15 protein-coding genes are annotated in these 19545 nt (G+C 64.4%); 11 read left to right on the top strand and 4 right to left on the bottom strand.

What is annotated here, in order from left to right; translation table 11 throughout:
- Positions 1-3: 3 nt before the first annotated feature.
- From AB3147_RS18985 to AB3147_RS19010, 6 genes are read left to right on the top strand one after another with little or no spacing between them, the layout of a single operon-like run.
- A complete protein-coding gene (locus AB3147_RS18985) occupies positions 4-921 on the top strand; it encodes a glycosyltransferase family 2 protein (RefSeq protein WP_224776689.1) in 918 nt (305 codons plus the stop codon).
- Positions 922-949: 28 nt separating this feature from the next.
- Entirely contained in the window at positions 950-2242 is a 1293-nt protein-coding gene (locus AB3147_RS18990) for an O-antigen ligase family protein (RefSeq protein WP_175126166.1), read from the top strand.
- A complete protein-coding gene (locus AB3147_RS18995) occupies positions 2235-3365 on the top strand; it encodes a glycosyltransferase (protein WP_239213174.1) in 1131 nt (376 codons plus the stop codon). The genes AB3147_RS18990 and AB3147_RS18995 overlap by 8 nt, the downstream gene beginning before the upstream one ends.
- A gap of 13 nt (positions 3366-3378) precedes the next feature.
- Positions 3379-4266 carry a glycosyltransferase family 2 protein gene (locus AB3147_RS19000; protein ID WP_343737678.1) on the top strand — a complete coding sequence of 296 codons (888 nt, stop codon included), beginning with the start codon at positions 3379-3381 and terminating at the stop codon, positions 4264-4266.
- Positions 4263-4823, top strand: coding sequence for a putative colanic acid biosynthesis acetyltransferase (locus AB3147_RS19005; RefSeq protein ID WP_056563330.1), 561 nt, complete (start codon positions 4263-4265; stop codon positions 4821-4823). The genes AB3147_RS19000 and AB3147_RS19005 overlap by 4 nt, the downstream gene beginning before the upstream one ends.
- On the top strand, positions 4820-6091 hold the full coding sequence (locus AB3147_RS19010; protein WP_367352704.1) for a glycosyltransferase WbuB: 1272 nt from the start codon (positions 4820-4822) through the stop codon (positions 6089-6091). The genes AB3147_RS19005 and AB3147_RS19010 overlap by 4 nt, the downstream gene beginning before the upstream one ends.
- A gap of 78 nt (positions 6092-6169) precedes the next feature.
- Here the strand turns inward: AB3147_RS19010 and AB3147_RS19015 are convergent, their stop codons facing one another.
- The 4 genes from AB3147_RS19015 to AB3147_RS19030 all read right to left on the bottom strand — a co-directional run bounded on the left by AB3147_RS19015 (position 6170) and on the right by AB3147_RS19030 (position 11377).
- Positions 6170-7066: a hypothetical protein gene (locus AB3147_RS19015; protein WP_367352705.1), complete on the bottom strand. Its 897-nt coding sequence runs from the start codon at positions 7064-7066 to the stop codon at positions 6170-6172.
- Between the two features lie 371 nt (positions 7067-7437).
- Positions 7438-8103: a response regulator transcription factor gene (locus AB3147_RS19020; RefSeq protein WP_191575823.1), complete on the bottom strand. Its 666-nt coding sequence runs from the start codon at positions 8101-8103 to the stop codon at positions 7438-7440.
- Positions 8104-8458: 355 nt separating this feature from the next.
- On the bottom strand, positions 8459-9208 hold the full coding sequence (locus AB3147_RS19025) for a response regulator transcription factor (RefSeq protein ID WP_367352706.1): 750 nt from the start codon (positions 9206-9208) through the stop codon (positions 8459-8461).
- Between the two features lie 564 nt (positions 9209-9772).
- Positions 9773-11377: a glucosamine inositolphosphorylceramide transferase family protein gene (locus tag AB3147_RS19030; RefSeq protein WP_175126201.1), complete on the bottom strand. Its 1605-nt coding sequence runs from the start codon at positions 11375-11377 to the stop codon at positions 9773-9775.
- Positions 11378-11754: 377 nt separating this feature from the next.
- Between AB3147_RS19030 and AB3147_RS19035 the strand changes: the two genes are divergently transcribed.
- The 5 genes from AB3147_RS19035 to AB3147_RS19055 all read left to right on the top strand — a co-directional run bounded on the left by AB3147_RS19035 (position 11755) and on the right by AB3147_RS19055 (position 19514).
- Positions 11755-12438 (top strand): TetR/AcrR family transcriptional regulator, encoded by a 684-nt coding sequence (locus AB3147_RS19035; RefSeq protein WP_239213168.1) that lies wholly within the window; start codon positions 11755-11757, stop codon positions 12436-12438.
- 78 nt (positions 12439-12516) lie between these two features.
- Positions 12517-14865 carry an acyl-CoA dehydrogenase gene (locus AB3147_RS19040; RefSeq protein ID WP_367352707.1) on the top strand — a complete coding sequence of 783 codons (2349 nt, stop codon included), beginning with the start codon at positions 12517-12519 and terminating at the stop codon, positions 14863-14865.
- A 12-nt stretch (positions 14866-14877) separates the two neighbouring features.
- A complete protein-coding gene (locus AB3147_RS19045) occupies positions 14878-16170 on the top strand; it encodes an acetyl-CoA C-acetyltransferase (protein ID WP_367352708.1) in 1293 nt (430 codons plus the stop codon).
- Complete coding sequence (locus AB3147_RS19050) at positions 16167-18128, top strand: 3-hydroxyacyl-CoA dehydrogenase NAD-binding domain-containing protein (RefSeq protein WP_367352709.1); 1962 nt, start codon at positions 16167-16169, stop codon at positions 18126-18128. Before AB3147_RS19045 ends, AB3147_RS19050 begins: the two co-directional genes overlap by 4 nt.
- Before the next feature lie 63 nt (positions 18129-18191).
- Positions 18192-19514 carry an OmpP1/FadL family transporter gene (locus tag AB3147_RS19055; RefSeq protein WP_175126198.1) on the top strand — a complete coding sequence of 441 codons (1323 nt, stop codon included), beginning with the start codon at positions 18192-18194 and terminating at the stop codon, positions 19512-19514.
- The last annotated feature ends 31 nt before the right edge of the window (positions 19515-19545 follow it).

A 19545-nucleotide genomic window follows, 5' to 3' on the forward strand; every position in this document is an offset into this window, starting at 1 on the left:
AACATGCTGAGGTCTTACATGCGCAAGCGCCACAACGAGTATTCACGCCAGCTCATCGACTTCGTCCGCGAGCTCCGTCCGCCAGCGCCCATCGCCAGCGGCCTGCTGCCCAAGGTGACGATCGTGACGCCCTCGTTCAACCAGGCCAAGTTCCTGGAGCGCACCATCCTGTCCGTGCTGAACCAGGGGTATCCGCGGCTGGAATACATCATCATCGACGGCGGCTCCACGGATGGCAGCGTGGACATCATCAAGAAGTACGAGCGCTACCTGTCCTACTGGGAAAGCACACCGGACCGCGGCCAGTCGCACGCGATCAACAAGGGCTTCGAACGCGCCACGGGCGATTACGTCGGTTGGCAGAACTCGGATGACCTGTATTTTCCGGGCGCGCTGCGCAAGCTAGGTACGGCCGCCGCCAAGGGCCGCGCGCCGATCGTCAGCGGCAACCTGTTCGTGGCGGATGCCAACAACCACATCTTCCGCAAAATCCACTACACGCCCGTCAACCGCGGCACGCTGACGGTGGTGAAGGCCTCGATCCCGAACCAGTCGGCCATCTTCCGCCGCGATCTGCTGCGCAAGTACGGCCTGCTGCAGGAAAGCATGCGTTACTGCATGGACCTGGAGCTGTGGAGCCGGCTGCTGCGCGAAGGCAAGAACCTGATCGTGCCGGACGCGCTGGGCGTCTACACCGCCCACGACGAGACCAAGACGGCACTGATGCAGGACGTGCTGCTGGAAGAGCGCGAACAGATCGTCAGCCGCATCCGGCGTACCGAACCGGGTCTGGGCAAGCTGTTCGAACTGTCCTGCCGCGCCTCGAAAGTCGCCGCGCACGCACGCCAGGGCGATCTGACGTATCTGCTCGAGAAGCTGACCACCAAGATCTTCGGACGCGACGATTGGGCCGCGCACTAGGCCGGACCGACACTGATACGGAACTGCAATGACTACGCGCCGGCTTTCCACCCTGCACCTCCTGGGCCTGTTCGTCTTCACCGCGCTGGCGCTGAACGACGACAGGTTCGTCATCGGGGTGGGGAGCTTCAAGCTCTCGCCCTTCGACCTGCTGTTCGTGGCCATGCTGGGCGTCAAGGCGCTCCGGCTGGCCGACCCGGGCGCGTACGCGTTCCCGCGCGGCGCGCTGGGGGTGCTGCTGGGCATCCAGGCGATCTCGGTGATCTATCTGCTGGTGGTGTCGAGCCATCACCCCGGCATCGAGACCGGCGACGTCGCGCGCGACCTGCGCATCGTCTTCTACTTCCTTTGCACGCCGTTCCTTTGCTACAAGGACATCGACAGTCCGCACGCCTATGCGATCCTGCAGAAGTACATCGTTGCGGCGAGCCTGGCGGTTGCCACGTTGATGCTGGTGGAACAGGCGGCCGGCTTCAGCGTCGCCAATCCCCTGCGCAACGTGCGGCTGGGCGTGTGGGCGATCCCGATGGGCGTGGTATCACTGCTGTACTTTCGCCGCACGCTGAACGTATCGGGCCCCAAGGCCTACATGTTGACGCTGTACATGGTGATGGCGCTGGTGTTCTCGCTGAACCGCAGCCAGTACCTCCAGCTGGCGATCTCCGTCATCATCGCCGTGCTGCTGGCCGGCAGCGCCGACATCCGGCGCCGCGCCGTGATGATCTTCGCGCCCGCGGCCGTGGCCGGGGTGCTGATCTTCGGCGCCATCGGCTATCTGGACGTGCTGACCGATCGGATCTTCAGCGTCGAGCGCCTGGACGAAGACTCCAGCTACGGCGCGCGCGTCCAGGAGATGGAGGGCCAGATGCAGTTCTTCGCGGAAAGCCCCGTGTTCGGCAAGGGCGCGGGCTTTCGCAGCTGGGTGATGGGCGAAAACGGCTTCGAGCTGAGCACGTTCGCGCACAACTCATGGGCCTTCTACCTGATGAAGTTCGGCGTGGTCGGCACGATCATGATCATGTTGCCGCCACTATTGATCCTGCTGTTCTCGCTCTTTCGGCGCTACGCCCATCCCGGGCTGGAGATGCACCGGCGATATCTGCTCGCCACCGCGCCCATCTACATCTTCATCGACTCGATGTCCGGCGGTCTGGCCTATGCGCCCAAGACCGCGTTTACCGGCTTCCTGCTGTGCTATTGCCTGTCTCTGATGCGCAATGCACAGATCATGCCCGTGCCTCGCCAAGAATCTCCCGCTCCCAGCCCTCGCCCGGATATCGTGCGCCGGGCGCCACCCACGCGAGTAATACCCCATGTCTGATGTCTTGTTTGTCGCACCGGACTTGCATGGCGGCGTCGGAAGATGCGTCGCCTTCATTGTGGATGCGTTGCCGGAACAGGGGGTGGACTCCGCCCTGTTCCTGCTGCGTTCGCGCAATCGCGAGTATCCCATCGCCAATCCCAAGGTCACCCGCGCATTTCCGATCATCGAGTCCCCAACCAAGCTGCGGCTGGCGCTGCCCGTGGCGTTCTTCAAGCTGCTGCAGCACATCCGCCGCGAAAAGCCCGCCATCGTCTGCTCGCACGGACTGTTGTGCAACATGCTGGTCGTGCTGGCCAGAAAGATCCTGCGCGGAAACTTCCGAACCGTGGCCTTCGAGCACAGCAGCCCGGCCATCCACTACGGCGCATCGAAAATGCGCCGTCTGAAGTGCTGGCTGGTCAGCCAGACTTACCGGCGCCATGACGCCGTGGTGGGCGTGTCGCGCGGCGTGAAGGAAGACCTGGTCAGCATGTTCCCGCCGCTGCGCGGCAAGGTCCACACCATCTACAACGGCGTGCCGCTGGACAACGTGCGCCGGCAAGGCGCGCAACCCAAGCTGAACGACGGTGGCGAGTCGCCCTATCACGTGGTGGCCGTGGGCCGGCTCGAGGCGGTGAAGGACTATGCCACCTTGATCGACGCAGCCGCGCTGCTGGACGACCCGCGTATCGCATTCACGATCCTGGGCGAAGGCTCCGAGCACGCCGCCCTGCAAAAGCGCATCGACGACAGGCCATCGCGCACGCAGGTCACGTTGGCGGGCCATATCGACAACCCCTTTCCGGTCATCGCCGGCGCCGGCGCCTTTGCGCTCACCTCCGTGCGCGAGAGCTTCGGCAACGTGCTGGTGGAGGCCCTGTGCCTGGGCGTGCCCGTGATCTCCACGGACTGCCCGCATGGTCCGGCCGAGATCCTGGACGCCGGCCGCTACGGGCTGCTGGTGCCGGTTGGCGACGCCGAGGCGCTGGCCGAGGCGGTGCGGCGCCTGGCCTACGACGGCGAGATGCGCGAGAAGCTGGCGGCCCAGGGCCCCGAGCGCGCGGACGCCTTTTCCCTTGAGCGGCACTGCCGCAACGTCATCGATCTCTTCCGCCCGCTCATGCAGCGCGGAACGCCCTGAACAGGACAGCATCATGCAGAAGATACCGGTATCCGTCGTGGTGATGACGAAGAACGAGGAACGCAACATCGCGAAGTGCCTGAAGGGGCTGGTGGAGTTCGACGAGGTCTTCGTCGTCGACTCCAACAGCACGGACGCGACCTGCTCGATCGCCACGGCGATGGGCGCGCACGTGTCGAACTTCAATTGGGACGGCAAGTATCCGAAGAAAAAGCAGTGGTGCCTGGAGCAGCTTCCTTTTTCGCACCCCGTCGTCCTGTATGTCGACGCCGACGAAGAGATGACGCCGGGCCTCGCCACCGAGATCCGCGAGGTGCTGCCGCGCTTTGCGGCCGGCGCGGGCGGCGCCTTTGTGCCGTTCGACTACGTGTTCTGCGGCAAGAAGCTCGAACACGGCCACCGCGTCTACAAGCTGGCGCTGCTGGCGCGCGACCGCTCGCGCTTCCTGGACTACGACGACCTGGACGTCGCCAACATGTGGGAAGTCGAGGGCCACTACCAGCCGCAGGTCCAGGGCGAAACGTTCGCGCTGCGCCAGCGCATGGTGCACAACGACCACGATTCGCTCTATCACTACTTCGACAAGCACAACCGCTATTCGGACTGGGAAGCGAACCTGCGGACCAAGGGCCTGATGAACGACCCGCGCGAAGCCAATGTGGGCGGACGCGCGCTGCTCAAGAAAATCTTCCAGGCCATGCCGTTCAAGGCGCCCATCTCGTTTCTGCATTCCTACGTCTTCAAGCTGGGCTTCCTGGACGGCAAGGCGGGCTATGACTACGCCGTCGCACGCGCCATGTACTACTGGCAGATCCGCATCAAGACCGAAGAAATCCTGAAGGCGCGCCGGGCCAGCGAGGCGGCGTCGCAGCGCGATGCCGTTGCGGGAGCGGCCAAATGAGCACCTTGCAACGCCTGGACCAGTTCGCGCTGGCGCCGGGTCAGCGCGGGCGTTCGGCGCTGACCGTGCAGTTGTGGTGGATGGTGCAAGGCACGCTCTTTCGCTGGTCGCCGCAGGTGGCCTACGGCTTTCGCCGCTGGCTGCTGCGCTGCTTCGGGGCGCGCGTGGGCCACAAGGTGCTGATCCGGCCCACGGCCACGGTCACCTACCCCTGGAAGGTCGAGATCGGCGATTACGCCTGGATCGGCGACGACGCGGTGATCTACAGCCTGGGTCCGATTCATATCGGCGCGCACGCCGTGGTGTCCCAGCGCAGCTATCTGTGCGCGGCGGACCACGACGCCGGCCGGCCCGACTTCCCGCTGCGTGAACGCGCCGTGCGCGTCGAAGACGGCGCGTGGGTGGCGACCGACGTGTTCGTCGGACCGGGCGTGACGATCGCGCGCGAGGCGGTCATCGGCGCACGCAGCTCGGTGTTCCGCAACATGCCTGCCGCAATGGTCTGCCACGGCAACCCGTGCCGCCCCATCCGGCCCCGCACCGCCACGCCAACATGAAAATACTCATCTATGGCATCAACTACGCGCCCGAACTGACCGGCACCGGCAAGTACACCGCCGAACTGGCCGAATGGCTGGCCGCGTGCGGGCACGAAGTCAGTGTGGTCACCGCCCCGCCCTACTACCCGCAATGGAAGGTGCACGAGGGCTACCGCGGCTCGCGCTATGCCAAGGAAACGCGCCGCGGCGTGACCGTGCGACGCGCGCCCTTGTGGGTGCCCGAAAGACCTGGCGGCGCCAAGCGCCTGGTGCACCTGGCAAGCTTCGCGCTGTCCAGCCTGCCGTCCCTGCTGCGCGCCGCAATGCGCCGCCCGGACATCATCCTGGTCGTCGAACCCGCCCTCTTCTGCGCCCCGGCCGCATGGCTGACCGCGCGCCTGACCGGCGCGCGTGCCTGGCTGCACATCCAGGACTTCGAGGTCGACGCGGCGTTTGAACTGGGGCTGCTGAAGGGCGGCGCCTTGCGATCGATGGTCAAGCGCGCCGAGCGCTGGTTGATGCGCCGGTTTGACCGCGTGTCGACGATTTCAAACCGGATGCTGGATCTGGCGCTTTCCAAAGGCATCGATCCCGCCCGTGCGGTGCTGCTGCCCAACTGGATCGATGTCAACGCCATCACGCCGCTGGCCGAAGGCGGCGATTACCGTGCGCAGCTCGGCATTCCGGATAACGCCATCGTTGCGTTGTATTCGGGGAACATGGGCGGCAAGCAGGGTCTGCAGATTCTGGCGGACGTGGCGCGGCGTCTCAACCGCGAGGACCGCCTGTGGTTTTTGTTCTGCGGCCAGGGCCCGGAACGCGCGGCGCTGGAGGAAAAATGCCGCGGCCTGACGCGCGTCATCTTTCTGGATCTGCAGCCTGCGGAACGCTTGGGCGCGCTGCTGGGCACTGCGGATATCCACCTCCTGCCCCAACGCGCCGGCGCCGCCGACCTGGTGATGCCTTCAAAACTGACCGGCATGCTGGCCAGCGGCCGCCCGGTGGTCTGCGGCGCGGCGCGCGGTACGGAGCTGGCCAGTGTGGTTTCGCGGTGCGGGCTGCTGACACCGCCCGAGGATGCCGTGGCGATGGCCGAAGCGGTGCGCAAGCTCAGCTATAACGCGCAAATCCGCGAAACTTTGGGCGCGGCGGCACGGCAGTATGCGATGGCGCATCTGCATGTGGACGCCGTGCTAGGTGCGGCGGAGCGGGAGTTTATGGCGATTGCGAAGAGCAAGGGCCGCGGAGCGCCGGCGGGGACGCGGGCGAGTGAGGGGGATGTTTGAAGGGGGGGCCGGAATGGGCGCATGCATGGCGGGCGCGGAACAGCATGGACAGCGTCGCCTTGCTTAGCCACTCCCTGATTAGGCGGTAGAAAAACCACACCGTCGATTGTTCTCTTCCGGAAATTCAATCTCCGGATACTGGAGAATGATCAGATGCGGCAGGGCCATGGACGGCATGAACACGAGCAGAATCGCCAAATCCACCCAGATCATCAGCGGCGACCATCGCCGCCACTTCCTTGCGGTGAAGGACCTAATTATCCAATGTCCACCGTAGCGCAGGAGTACGTCTCTCGGGCTTTGAGGGAGCGAAACAATCTTTGGTGGGGGCAGGCCTTCAACCTTAGCCATATAACGATTGAGCCAAGCCCAGATATGGTCTGGATAAATCTTCTCGTTAGACATGATGGGTATCTTGACCAATTGAGGTGCAGGCAAGTTGCGGGTGTAGCCCACAAGGTAAAGATAAGGTTGCGCTTGACCTGTTGACCAGCAAATGCCCTGCAACTGATCCCAGTCAGGTTCCCATATTTCATCCGGGCTTTCTTCGGGATAGGGGACGTAGTAGGCGCAGCGGCTACGGCGGTCGAACCGAACTTTCGAGCACCGGTATCGGAAGCGCGGTCCCAAGACACAAAAAAGAAAAAACACCATAAGCCCTATGGCCGGAAGGCCTAGAACGGCCAGCCAAATAAACCCGAACCCATTGTCAACGCCTGCGATCACTGCAGAAAAGAATACGAGCAGTCCAATAAGCGTGAAAACTTGAAGCATCAAGCTATGACCTTCGGATTTCAGCGAATCGGAGATGACCTCGATGCAATGCTCGTTGATCCGCGTCGCCTCTATGGCGGCGGGATCCTTCGGGTCTGGCACCAGAGGCAACAACGTGCTCGCGAAGCGAAAGATCCGCCATTTTTTCTGGATTTCTCTAAACGACGGGCGCGGCTGCCGGATTTGCTTGCTGGTTCGCATTACTTGGGCTGTCAGGCGATTGAGGAGGAGATGCGAGGATGGCGGTGCCGGCCTTGCGCAGGTGTTGGCGGGTGGGACGCCATTGAACGGGTCGTCTCGCCCGGCCATTACGTCACGCCAACTCAGGGTTGGCTATCAGACACGTATGATTCTGAAGTGCATCAGCTGAGCACTCGATCGGGTTCGCAAGACGTTCGCTTTGGTGGTGGCCGGGTTTCGCCACGCGCCGTTGTAATGCTCAGTGGCACAGCATCCGATGACGCAACGCTCAACGAACGACTTTTATTGCGATAACTTTCACGCGCCCAAAAAAAGCAGGGCCCGTGCAGGCAGCATCGCCACCCGCACAGGCCCTGACTCGCGTCATCACATCAACCCGCTTCGCCCTTCCCGGGCGCGGGCTGCCCATTCGAGCTTCGCACCAACCCCATCTGCACCGCAATGTACGCGGCCTCGGCCTGGTTGCGCGCATTGAGCTTCCAGTACAGCGTGCGCGCATGGCTCTTGACGGTGGCGACCGAGATGCCGACCTGCTGGCCGATCTCGCGCATCGTCTTACCCTGCACAAGGAGCTGCAGGATTTCCTCCTGCCGCTGCGTAAGTTCACGCAGCTCCTGCACGGACGCGTGTGTCGTGCTGGGCGGCCTGCCTGCGGGTTGGGGATAGCATTCGCCGCCTGCGATCACCAGGCTGACGGCCGCGGCCAGTGCATCGGGGCTGGACGCCTTGGGCAGATAGCCCGCGACGCCGGCGCGCGCACACGCGGCCATGACGCTCTGGTCCATCGCCGAATACAGCACCAGCACCAGCCGGGGCATGAAGAACGCCATCGCCTGGGAAAGAAGCCCGATGTCCTGCTCCGCAGTGCCGCTGCAACCGACCACCAGCAACTCCACTGGCTTGTTGATCGAGCTGGACATATTGAGAAGGTGAGCTGGCGAGATGGCCAGGATATCGTCGGCGTTGCGCACACGTTCCAGCACATGCTGAATTGCGACACGAAGCAGAGCGTAGTCTTCGATCAGTACGGTTGTCATCCCGGGAAGAACCTTGTGACGCATGGCCCATTACGGCTCCCATGACGCTGGCGCGACGCCGCGCAAGGCGCGGGTTCACGCGCGTCGCCAGGTTCAAGGGAATCCTGTCCGCAGCCTTGGGATTGCAGTGGCGAGACTAAGTGATTCGCCCTATCAATCCATGCTTGCGGACACAACTCATGCTATCAGCGGCTACGTTCGCTGAATCTCGTTCAGGAGGATGATTGGTGGCGGAAAGCGAGGTGACAGCAACCCGAACACCTGCTTTCTATGCCTTAGCCGTATTGGCTATGCGCAACCCCGGCAGCGTTGGAACTGGGCGTTCCTGCTGCCGGGCAGGCAGCGCAAACCTGACTCAACCGAGCTTGCGCCCATAGATCTGCCCGGCATCCACTTCGCGCCCTTTCGGTTCATGCCATTCCAAGGTCGCACCGCGTTGCAGCGCCGCGTAAACGGCTTCGCCCTTGTTCTTGACATGCAGGCGTTGATACAGCGTGCACGCGTGCGTCTTGGCCGTCGCCACCGAGATGTTCAACATCCGGCTGACGGTCTTGATGGGATAACCCCGTGCAAGCAGCACCAGCACTTCGTACTGGCGCGGCGTGATCTGCAGGAGCTGTGCCCCCGCGCTCACGGGCATGGTGCCCTTCGAGCCGGCTTCTTCCGCGTCCCGCGACGGCAAGGCGCATACGGTGGAGGCCGGAGCCTGCAGCGCCTGTTCGCTGGGGAAGCATTGCCCGCCCGCCATCACCAGGCGGATGGCGGCCTCGAGGATCTCGACCGAGGCCGTTTTCATCAGGCAACCGTACACGCTGGCGCCAGGCAGGCCTTGCACCGGCATGGGCAAGGGCATGACGTCCGTCAAAAGCAGAATCCGCTTGGGCGTCAGAACGCGCTGAATCTCGTGCAACGCGCTCCATGCTTCATCGGTATCCACTGGCAAACCATAGATCAGAAGATCGGCGCCCGCGTGCACGCCGTCGGCCTTGGACACGTCCGCAAGGCCCATCCCCTCGATCTCCCACACATCATCCAACTTGCTAAGAATCTGCCACAAACCCAACCGCAGTAGCGGATGAGCTTCAATCAGGACCATCTTGGCCATGGTGTCCTCCCGGTTTTTCGACGGGCCTAGAAGGGATCTTCGCTGTGCTGAAGACTATTTTTTATCCAGCCCTGCGGGGGTGGTCCGCATATCCCGGAATATCTAATGAAGCTGAACCGGGACGTTTGGGCTGGGCGACTTTGGTAGCCAACATAACGGATGGCATGGAACCCATCTTATGGTTCGGATTTGTCAAAATCAAGACGTTTCAGGGCGATATAATCCGACAAAATCAGAAATCAATCGTTAGCCTTAATCACGTTCCTAAATATGGATGAGAAGTTCATCTCGTCCTTTTCGCCGCTAGGGTTTTCACCAGCGGCGACGGGCTTCGGGGACGTGTCTCCCTCTATGAAACGGCCCGTCAGGGCGGCCCGCACAGGCGCTCTGGCCCTTGTTACAGACGAAAAAAAGCCGCGTCGGGACATCAGCCGGACGCGGCGTCGAATAGCCGGTGGAAGAGGGAAACCTGTCAACTTGTATCCGCAGACACATCAAGCCCGTGAACAGTCCCTGTATTCGAAATAACGGTAACATTTTTTATTTACACGCCCGCAGGCGGATTTACTCCATATAGGCGAAGTCAAATACCGTGTGCCCCCCCTGATGATGCCAATGGTGCATTGAAGCATGGCGTTTTCTCAGGAAGTTTGCGTAGTGGATTTCGCCGTCGGTTTCGACATAGGTGGAAGGCGTCAATTCCTCGATCTGGTTGAGCGAGACACCCTTGCCGTAGTGACAGAAGCCCTGGTACTGCGCGCACCGGATCACGTCTCCTCCAGGCGAGACAACGATTCCGGCGTTGCGGGCGCGCATCGGGTTGCGCACGATCGGGTTGCAAGCGTGCGGCGTCCAGGTCGTGGAACGTGGCGAATCGGAGAAGAACGCGAACAGCTCGTCGCAATGGCTCTGCCCGTCCGTCCGGTCGATATTTGTTAATAGCCACCAGTATTCGCCGTGTTTAAAAATAATGGTATCCACGGCCGAAATATTGGTCATCAGATTAACGTCAAGCTCCCATTTCAGCGGAAATTCAGTGCATTTCCACAGTTCAATACTGCGATTTCCGCACGTTTCAGGAACCATGTACGTCACGCCTTCGTGTTCAAAAATGTACGGAAACGAAAGGTGATAGGGCAGGTTCAGCGCAGTGCCCAGCAGCCGGAAAGCCCCGTCGGAGTAGGTCGCGACCGAGATCGTGCCCTTGCGGGACGTAAAATCGTAGTCCTCGAAAAATATATATGGTTTTTTATCGTGCGTATAAACGAAAGGGTCGGCGAAAAACCGGCCCTTTGGCGGCTGCAATACCATGGCTTCGGAGACCACGGCCTGCTGGCGCGCAGACGGAAACATACCGATCCGCCAGCGGACATTGCGTTTCATGATGCGGCGCACAACGAGATCGGACATTAACCAAGCCTGGCGCGCAATATATGCAGCGCTATCCCACTCAGCCGGATCGGCCCGGCGCGGGCCGCTCATGATCTGCATGGCGGGCGGGGCGACGCCCGGGCGGTCATGGGCCAGCGCCTGCAAGGCGTCGTAGACCATGAAGTTTCCCAAACTGAATGCGCGCGCCTGATTCTTCAGCCAGAACACTTCCGTATTGAAGCTGCGCTGGTCCAGAAGCTCGTCGTCTTCCTGCCTGGCGCCCACGCGCCAGAGTTTCACGGTGGTGTGATCCTCGCGCTGAAAGACCTCCCAGAAACCCGCATATCGGCTTGTCGCCACCGCAATATCGGAATAGCTCAACTGCCAGACGCCCAGCCGCGACCAACTGGCGAGCTGCGCCCGTGTGGCCGGCGACGCACCCAGCGTGATGACCAGGTCCAGCCCCAACGCCTGGACCTCGGCGCGCGCGTGCGGATCCTCGTCCCCCGGCGCCAGCGGGATCACCGACGCGCCCGCCTCCTGCAGGCCATCGCGCATGTCGCGGCAGGCCAGCATGTCCCGCTGCTTCTGCGGCAGCAGCTTGCCTTCCAGGCGCGACAGCGAGCCAAACAGTGCCTTCACGCTCAGCCTGGGCGCGGTATCGGCGGCTTCGCCGTTCATCACCAGCAGTGCCGTCAGGTCGAAATCCTGGCTATGGAGTAACCACTCAACCATCTCGTGCATCCAGCCGGGTTGCTCATACCCGTCAACCAGCAGTCCCACCTTGTACGTCTTCATTTCTCGTGCTCCTGTATCAGGGCGATTGGCCTGCCGCGCCGTGACTGCGCGGGTGCCTCGCCCGGCACACACCCGGGGCAATGCGTTCATGTTCTCGCGCTGATACTGCGGGGTTTTGGGCGTGCGTTCCAGAGCACATTCATCCTAGGGCCGGTGTCCGAGGCCGATCGGCCAAAACTCAACCTGGCGGACATGTCGCGCCTCATTCTTCTTTCCGGCGGGTCTCGTCCTTACGCCCGATGCGAAGCGCACGTGCCGCAAAACCGACATATCACGCGCGCATGGTTAGGGGTAAACCCTATTGGGGATAGCAGAGGCTCGCCTCTCATCCCTGCCTCCCGCATAATGCTTTGAAACAAACGTTTGAATTCAACCTTATGCAAGAAATCCGCGCCACGTCCACCAGAGAAACCATCCTCGACACCGCCGAGTCCCTGTTCGCGCAACAGGGACACGAAGCGACGTCGATGCGCCAGATCACGGGCGCGGCCGGTGTGAATCTCGCTTCGGTGAACTATCACTTCGGCTCGAAAGAGTCACTCGTGCAGGCGGTGCTCAAACGCCGCCTGGAAGTGCTGAATCGCGAGCGCATGCGCCTTCTGGACGAACTCGAGGCGCAATCCGGCGGCAAGCCCCTGAAGCCCTCCCAGATCGTGGACGCGTTCTTCGGCACCCTCCTGCGTCTGGCCGCCGATCCGGCGCAGGCCGGCAGCACCTTCCTGCCGCTACTGGAGCGCACGATGACCGACCCCACGGATTTCATCCGCGCGTTGTTTGCCGAGGAATATGCCGACGTGCTCGCGCGCTACCGCAACGCGCTGTTCGCCGCCCTGCCCGACGTGCCGCGCGCCGAGATCATCTGGCGCTTCCAGTTCATGCTGGGCGCGACGTCGTACGCCATCATGGGCACCGACCTGCTGCGCTCGGTCACCGGTCTGGCCGGCGACGAGGCGGAACAGCCCAACGACCGCGAGCTGCTCTTGCCGCGCCTGATGAGTTTCCTGCTGGGCGGGCTGCGCTCGCCCCTGCCGCACTTGAATGCAAGCCCCGGAGGCGCCTGACCGCCTTCCACCGCAACAGGCCGGCGAGCCGCCTTCGGTCACCGCCAGGCAACTGAAGAACAACGAGGAGACAAGAAAATGTACGCAGTCATCGTCGCGCTGGTTGTCATTGCGCTCCTGGCCGCCGTGTTGCTGGGCGTGCGCCCCATCCGGCGGGCGCTGCTGTCCGCGCCGATCTTCAACCTGTACCGCAAGGTGCTGCCGCAGATGTCCGACACCGAGCGCGATGCGCTCGAGGCCGGCACGGTCTGGTGGGAAGGCGAACTTTTTCGCGGCCGTCCCGACTGGAGCCGCCTGCTGGCGTATCCGCGCCCCCGCCTGACCGACGAAGAGCAGCGCTTCCTGGACAACCAGGCCGAAGCCGCCTGCCGCATGGTCAATGACTGGAACGTCACGCAAGAGCGCTTCGACCTGCCCGCCGACGTCTGGAACTACCTGAAGTTCGAGGGTTTCCTCGGCATGATCATTCCCAAGCAATACGGCGGCCTCGCGTTTTCCGCGTACGCCCACTCCGAAATCGTGACCAAGCTGTCCACGCGGTCCTCCGCGCTGGCCGTGTCGGTCATGGTGCCGAATTCGCTCGGTCCCGCCGAATTGCTGCTGCATTACGGCACCGAAGAGCAAAAGAACCATTACCTGCCGCGTCTTGCGCGCGGCGAAGAGGTGCCGGCCTTCGCGCTGACCAGCCCGTGGGCAGGCTCGGACGCCGCAGCCATCCCCGACAGCGGCATCGTCTGCAAGGGCGAATGGCAGGGCCGCGAAGTCATCGGCATGCGCGTCACCTGGGACAAGCGCTACATCACGCTGGCGCCCGTCTGCACGCTGCTGGGCCTGGCGTTCCGCCTGTACGATCCGGACGGGCTGCTGGGCGGCAAGAAAGACCTGGGCATCACGTGCGCGCTCGTGCCGCATGATCACCCCGGCGTGGACACCGGCCGCCGCCACTTCCCGCTGAACGCCATGTTCATGAACGGCCCGACGCGCGGCAACGACGTCTTCATGCCGCTGGACTTCATCATCGGCGGTCCCGCCATGGCCGGCCAGGGCTGGCGCATGCTGATGGAATGCCTGGCCGCGGGGCGCTCGATCTCGCTGCCCTCTTCCAACACCGGCATGTCCAAGTTGACGGCGCGCGCAGTGGGCGGCTATGCCCGCGTGCGCAGCCAGTTCCGCATGCCGGTCGGCAAGTTCGAAGGCGTCGAAGAGGCGCTGGCCCGCATCGGCGGCAACACCTACATGATGGACGCCGCGCGCACCATGACGGCGGGCGCGGTGGACCTGGGCGAGAAACCCTCGGTCGTGTCGGCCATCGTGAAGTACCACGTCACCGAACGCGCGCGCCAGGTCGTCAACGACGGCATGGACGTGATCGGCGGCAAGGGCATCTGCCTGGGACCGTCCAATTTCCTGGGCCGCGCCTACCAGCAGATACCCATCGGGATCACCGTGGAAGGCGCCAACATCCTGACGCGCAGCCTGATCATCTTCGGCCAGGGCGCAATCCGCTGCCATCCTTATGTGCTGGCGGAAATGCAGGCCGCGCAATCGCCGGACCTCAAGCAGGGCCTGGATGATTTCGATGCCGCGTTCTGGGGCCACGCCCGCTTCGTGGCGCGCAACACGCTGCGGGCGCTGGGCACATCGCTGACCGGCGCGCGCTTTGTGGCCGTCAACGCCGACGTCGCACCGGACATGAAGCGCTACTACCAGCTCCTGGGCCGCTACTCGGCCGCCTTTGCACTGCTGGCCGACACGTCGATGCTGGTGCTGGGCGGCAGCCTGAAGCGCCGCGAGCGTCTGTCGGCGCGGCTGGGCGATGTGCTGTCGCAGATGTACCTGATCAGCGCGACGCTCAAGCGCTTCGAGGACGAAGGCCGCCAGAAGGCCGACGCGCCGCTGGCGCACTGGTCGATCCAGGATGCGCTGTGCAAGTTGCAGGAGGCCTTTGACGGCGTGCTGGACAACTTCCCGAATCGCGCTGTCGCGTGGATCATCCGCCGCATCGTGTTCCCGTGGGGCCACAGCCAGATCCCGCCGTCCGACCAGCTTGGCCAGGACGTGGCCCGGCTGCTGATCAGCCCCAGCGCAACGCGCGACCGCCTGACGGCAGGCTGCCACCTGCCCGATACCGCGGACGAACCCGTGGGCGCGATCGAGCAGGCGCTGGCCGCCACGCTGGAGGCCGAGCCCATCGAGGCCAAGATCCGCGAGATCGAAAAACGCGGCGTGCTGGACGGCAATCCGCAAGCCAACGTGCGCGACATCGCCGACGCGGCGGTCACCATCGGCGCGATCACCGCCGAAGAGTATGCGGTCGTCAAACGCCGCAACCGCTTGCGCGATACCGTCGTCAAAGTGGATGATTTCCCCTTTGACCTCGGCGCCGCCGACGCAGACCGGCCCACGGCCGATCGCAAGGTCGCCTGAGGGAGGAAGCGGATGGCATTCAAACCGGTTTACGTCGTCGATGGTTCACGCACGCCTTTCCTGAAGGCCCGCACGGGTCCGGGACCCTTCTCCGCCGGGGATCTGGCAGTACAGGCCGGCCGCGCCTTGCTGCTGCGCCAACCCTACGCGCCCACGGATCTGGACGAGGTCATCGTCGGCTGCGCCGCGCCCTCGCCCGACGAAGTCAACATCGGCCGCGTGATCTCGCTGCGGCTGGGCTGCGGCGACCGGGTGCCGGGGTGGACCGTCATGCGCAACTGCGCGTCGGGCATGCAGGCGTTGGACTCCGCCATCGCCAACATCCAGAACGGCCGTTCGCACCTGGTGCTGGCCGGCGGCACCGATGCGCTGTCGCGCGCGCCGGTGCTGTTTTCGGACGGCATGGTGCGTTGGCTGTCGCGCTGGTATGCTGCGCGCGGCCTAGGCGCCAAGCTCAAGGCGCTGGGCGGCTTCAGGCCGAAACACCTGGCGCCCGTCATCGGATTGCTCAAGGGGCTGACGGACCCGGTGGTGGGACTGTCGATGGGACAGACCGCCGAAAACGTCGCCACGCTCTTTCACATCGACCGCGCCGCGATGGACGCCTATGCGGCGCGCAGCCACCAGCGCGCGCTCGCGGCGCGCGCGGCCGGCATGCCCGAGATCACGCCGCTCATCGACACGCAGGGCAAGCTGCATCCCCACGATGACGGCGTGCGCGACGACTCCACGCCGGACAAGCTGGCCAAGCTCAAGCCCGTGTTCGACAAGCCCTGGGGCAACATCACCGCAGGCAACAGCTCGCAGGTCACCGACGGCGCCGCGATGCTGGTGCTGGCCTCGGAAGAGGCCGTGCAGAAATGGAACCTGCGCCCGCTGGGCCGCATCATCGATACGCAATGGGCCGGGCTGGATCCCGCGATCATGGGACTGGGCCCCGTGCATGCCGCCACGCCGATCCTGCAGCGCCACGGCCTGGGCTTGAATGACCTGGACTTGTGGGAGATCAACGAGGCCTTCGCGGCGCAGGTGCTAGGCTGCCTGGCCGCGTGGCGGGACGAGGCCTACTGCCAGCAGAATTTCGGCACACCTGCCTGGGGCGACCTGGACCCCTCACGGCTCAACGTCGACGGCGGCGCCATCGCCATCGGCCACCCGGTGGGCGCATCCGGCGCCCGCATCATGCTGCATCTGCTGCACGCGCTCAAGCGCCGCGGCGCCCGGCGCGGCATGGCGGCCATCTGCATCGGCGGCGGTCAAGGCGGCGCGATGCTGGTCGAAACCCTGGACGAGGACCGCCCATGACGACACTGGACACGCTTTCCCACTGGCGCCTGGACCGCGACCCCGACGGGCTCGCCTGGCTGACCTTCGACCGCGCGGGCAGCGCGGTCAACGCGCTGTCGGCCGACACGATGGCCGAGCTCTCCGTGGTGCTGGACGCGCTGGACGCCGATCCGCCCAAAGGCCTCATCATCCAATCCGGCAAGGCCACGGGCTTCATCGTGGGCGCCGACGTCAACGAATTCGCCACGCTGGACACGCCTGAGCAGGCGCGCGGGCTGGTGTCGCGCGGCTGGAACCTCATGAATCGCCTGGCCGGCGTGCGCTATCCCACGCTGGCGCTGATCCAGGGTCATTGCCTGGGCGGCGGCCTTGAATTGGCACTGGCCTGCCGCTACCGGCTGGTGGCCGATCAGCCCGGCGCCTCGCTGGCGCTGCCTGAAGTCATGCTGGGCATCTTCCCCGGCTGGGGCGGCATGCTGCGCCTGCCGCAGGTGATCGGCGCGCCCGCCGCGCTGGACATGATGCTGACCGGCCGCGGCGCCGATGCGCGCCGCGCGGCCTCGCTGGGGCTGGTCGACGCGCGTGTTCCGCCGCGGCTGCTGCTTGCAGCGGCGCGCCAGACCGTGCTGTCTCGCAAGCCTGCCCGGCGCGCGCGCGGTTTGGGCGGACTGCTGAACCGCTGGCCGTTCAAGGCCATCGTCGCCAACCGCGCCCGCAAGCAGATCGCGGCCAAGGATCCGCTCGGCCACTACCCGGCTGCGCCGGCCATTGTGGAGATCTGGGAAAAACATGGGGGCAATGCGCTGAAGGCGCCCGACCTCATCGACCGCATCATTTCGTCCGGCACCGCGCGCAACCTGCTGCGCGTGTTCCGCCTGCAGGAGCGCCTGAAGGCCAATGGCAAGCAGCCCGGCGTCGCGCCGGCCCGTCACGTCCATGTGGTGGGTGCGGGCGTGATGGGCGGCGACATCGCCGCCTGGTGCGCGCTCAAGGGCATGACCGTCACGCTGCAGGACCAGGAGATGTCGCGCATCGCGCCCGCCATCAAGCGCGCCGCCGAACTCTACGCGCGCCGCCTGAAGGATCCGCGCCTGGCGCGCGCCGCGTTCGACCGGCTGGTCCCGGATCCGGCGGGTGGCGGCGTGCCGCTGGCGGACGTCATCATCGAAGCCATCAGCGAGCAGCCCGATGCCAAGCGCGCGCTGTACCGGTCGCTGGAGCCGCGCATGAAGCCCGACGCGCTGCTGGCCACCAACACGTCCAGCCTGTCGCTCGAAACGCTCCGCGAGGGCCTGGCCCGTCCGGATCGTCTGGTCGGCATCCACTTCTTCAACCCTGTGGCCAAGATGCCGCTGGTGGAAGTCGTGCACGCGGACGATGGCGACCCCGCCATAGAAGCCCGCGCCTGCGCCTTTGTCGGCCAGATCGACAAGCTGGCGCTGCCGGTCAAGAGCGCGCCCGGCTTTCTCGTCAACGCGGTGCTGGCGCCCTACATGCTGCAGGCCATGCGCAGCGTGGACGACGGCGTCGCGCCGGAAACCGTGGACGCCGCCATGGTGGCCTTTGGCATGCCGATGGGACCGCTGGAACTGGCGGACACCGTGGGCCTGGACATCGCGCGGGACGCTGGCGCGCAGCTTGCCGACGGCGCGGCGCCGCCGCGATGCCTGGCAGACCGTCTGGCCCGCAACGAACTCGGCAAGAAAAGCGGCAAGGGCTTTTACACCTGGCGCGACGGCAAGCCGGTCAAGCAACGCGACCCCGCCGCCGCCCCGGCAGGCCTGGCGCAGCGCCTGATCCAGCCGCTGATCGACGCCACGCGGCAACGCGTGTCCAGCGGCATCGTGGCCGACGCCGACCTGGCCGACGCGGGCGTGATTTTTGGAACGGGCTTCGCGCCTTTCACGGGCGGCCCCTTGCATTACGAAGACGGCAGCACCCAGCAGCACCGCAGCACAGCGGCTCGCGCCGAATAGACCGGCAGCAACAGGCCGGCAGTGGTAGAGAGAGACACACATTCAACTCGAGGAGTCAGTACCATGCGCAGACGTCCATTGTCCCTGAGCACCCTGTCGGCCATCCTGGTCGGCCTGGGCGCATCCGCAACGTCCTACGCTGCCGGCTTTCAGCTCTTGGAGCAGAACGCCAGCGGCCTGGGCAACGCGTATGCCGGCTCGGCGGCAAACCCGGAGAATGCCAGCATCATGTATTTCAACCCGGCAGGCTTGACCTATCTGCCAGGGCTCAATTTCTCCGGCGGGGTAAACCTGATCAAACCGTCGTTCAAGTTTTCGGACAACGGAAACAGCCGCAATCCCAGCGTGCCCGGTATTCCCGGATCAGGCTTGAACGGTTCGGTTCCCACCGGCGGCAATGGCGGGGACGCGGGCCACCTGGGCGTCGTGCCCAACATTTATGCCTCCTGGCAACTGAACGAGCAGTGGTACATCGGCCTGGGCGTCGGCGCTCCTTTCGGCCTGATGACCGAATACGACGACGGTTGGGTCGGCCAGTACCACTCGAACAAGTTCGACATCAAGACCATCAACGTCAACCCGTCCATCGCCTACAAGGTCAACGAGAAGTTTTCGATGGGCTTTGGCGTGAACTGGCAGCACATCGATGCGACCTACAAGAAAAAGACCGTCGTGCCCATCGCCGGCCTGCCGCTGGCCACGAATGGCGACGCGGACCTGAATCTGAAGGGTGACGCGTGGGGCTGGAACGTCGGCTTCATGCTGCAACCCACCGAAGACACGCGCATCGGCTTGTCTTACCGTTCGAAGATCAAGCACTCGGCCAAGGGCGACACCGACATCGACAACATCGGCCCCACCGGCCAATCCGTGTCGTTTGACGCCAAGGCCAACGTCGACCTGCCCGACTCGCTGATCCTGAGCGCCACGCACCAGCTCAACGAAAAGTGGGAACTGCTGGGCGACGTGTCCTGGACGGGCTGGAGCAGCATTCCGGAGCTCAAGATCAAGAACTCGGGCCCGGGCGCGCGCGACGACGAGCTGCCGCTCAACTTCCGCGACACCTGGCGCGTCGCCGTGGGCGCGAACTACAAGTTCGCCCCGGCCTGGAAGTGGAAGTTCGGCCTGGCCTTCGACCAATCGCCGGTGCACGATGCCGCCGACCGTCCCACTTCCCTGCCCGACAACGACCGCTACTGGTTCTCGACCGGCGTGCAATGGGCCGCCACGAAGTCCACCACGATCGACGTCGGCTACACGTACCTGTACCTGCGCAAGACGGACATCGACACCACGTCCGGCAGCCAGGCCACCAAGGGCCGCGTCGCGGGCACCTACGACAGCAGCGGCCACATCTTCGGCCTGCAGCTCTCGTCCCGCTTCTAGCCGTGAACGGGCGGACGGCCGCGCGCCGTCC

It is taken from the genome of Achromobacter animicus (genome assembly GCF_040775605.1).
GTDB lineage: Bacteria > Pseudomonadota > Gammaproteobacteria > Burkholderiales > Burkholderiaceae_B > Achromobacter > Achromobacter animicus.

What these genes read in the sequence shown, in the direction of transcription:
- AB3147_RS18985 (WP_224776689.1), top strand. Translation starts at nt 4, where the DNA reads ATGCTGAGGTCTTACATGCGCAAGCGCCACAACGAGTATTCACGCCAG.
- AB3147_RS18990 (WP_175126166.1), top strand. Translation starts at nt 950, where the DNA reads ATGACTACGCGCCGGCTTTCCACCCTGCACCTCCTGGGCCTGTTCGTC.
- AB3147_RS18995 (WP_239213174.1), top strand. Translation starts at nt 2,235, where the DNA reads ATGTCTGATGTCTTGTTTGTCGCACCGGACTTGCATGGCGGCGTCGGA.
- AB3147_RS19000 (WP_343737678.1), top strand. Translation starts at nt 3,379, where the DNA reads ATGCAGAAGATACCGGTATCCGTCGTGGTGATGACGAAGAACGAGGAA.
- AB3147_RS19005 (WP_056563330.1), top strand. Translation starts at nt 4,263, where the DNA reads ATGAGCACCTTGCAACGCCTGGACCAGTTCGCGCTGGCGCCGGGTCAG.
- AB3147_RS19010 (WP_367352704.1), top strand. Translation starts at nt 4,820, where the DNA reads ATGAAAATACTCATCTATGGCATCAACTACGCGCCCGAACTGACCGGC.
- AB3147_RS19015 (WP_367352705.1), bottom strand. Translation starts at nt 7,066, where the DNA reads ATGCGAACCAGCAAGCAAATCCGGCAGCCGCGCCCGTCGTTTAGAGAA.
- AB3147_RS19020 (WP_191575823.1), bottom strand. Translation starts at nt 8,103, where the DNA reads ATGACAACCGTACTGATCGAAGACTACGCTCTGCTTCGTGTCGCAATT.
- AB3147_RS19025 (WP_367352706.1), bottom strand. Translation starts at nt 9,208, where the DNA reads ATGGCCAAGATGGTCCTGATTGAAGCTCATCCGCTACTGCGGTTGGGT.
- AB3147_RS19030 (WP_175126201.1), bottom strand. Translation starts at nt 11,377, where the DNA reads ATGAAGACGTACAAGGTGGGACTGCTGGTTGACGGGTATGAGCAACCC.
- AB3147_RS19035 (WP_239213168.1), top strand. Translation starts at nt 11,755, where the DNA reads ATGCAAGAAATCCGCGCCACGTCCACCAGAGAAACCATCCTCGACACC.
- AB3147_RS19040 (WP_367352707.1), top strand. Translation starts at nt 12,517, where the DNA reads ATGTACGCAGTCATCGTCGCGCTGGTTGTCATTGCGCTCCTGGCCGCC.
- AB3147_RS19045 (WP_367352708.1), top strand. Translation starts at nt 14,878, where the DNA reads ATGGCATTCAAACCGGTTTACGTCGTCGATGGTTCACGCACGCCTTTC.
- AB3147_RS19050 (WP_367352709.1), top strand. Translation starts at nt 16,167, where the DNA reads ATGACGACACTGGACACGCTTTCCCACTGGCGCCTGGACCGCGACCCC.
- AB3147_RS19055 (WP_175126198.1), top strand. Translation starts at nt 18,192, where the DNA reads ATGCGCAGACGTCCATTGTCCCTGAGCACCCTGTCGGCCATCCTGGTC.